The organism is Kitasatospora putterlickiae, assembly GCF_039527695.1.
GTDB classification, from domain to species: domain Bacteria; phylum Actinomycetota; class Actinomycetes; order Streptomycetales; family Streptomycetaceae; genus Kitasatospora; species Kitasatospora putterlickiae.
Genome location: NZ_BAAAKJ010000025.1, coordinates 20,914 through 21,305, shown reverse-complemented (window position 1 = coordinate 21,305; position 392 = coordinate 20,914). Strand labels below are relative to the sequence as shown.

At 78.6% G+C, this 392-nt stretch carries 1 pseudogene; it reads right to left on the bottom strand.

Annotation, left to right across the window (positions count from 1 at the left end):
* Positions 1 to 343: pseudogene (locus tag ABD308_RS03175) on the bottom strand (oxidoreductase); the annotation flags it as partial.
* Positions 344 to 392 lie beyond the last annotated feature (49 nt).

Genomic DNA, 392 nt, shown 5'->3' with positions numbered 1-392 from the left:
GCACCGGCCGGTCGGCGACGATCGGTCCGGACGGCGCGCCGTCCGGCAGGCCGTCCGGGCCGGCCGGCAGGTCGGCGGCGGTGACCACGGCGTGCACGCCGGGCAGGGCCAGCGCGGCCGAGGTGTCGATGCCGCGGATCCGGGCGTGCGGGTGCGGCGAGCGCAGCACCGCGCCCCAGAGCAGGCCCTCGGCCCACAGGTCGGCGGCGTACGGGTAGATGCCGAGCGCCTTGGGCAGGGCGTCGCCGCGCAGCGGGGAGCCGCCCAGCCCGAACGGCTCCGTCGTGCCGCCCGCGTCGCCGTCCTGCTGGAGTGCTGCGCCGATGTCGGTAGGCGACGTCATGATGCGTGGTCGTCCTCGGGGAGCCGGATGCCGTGGGCGGGGGTGGCGC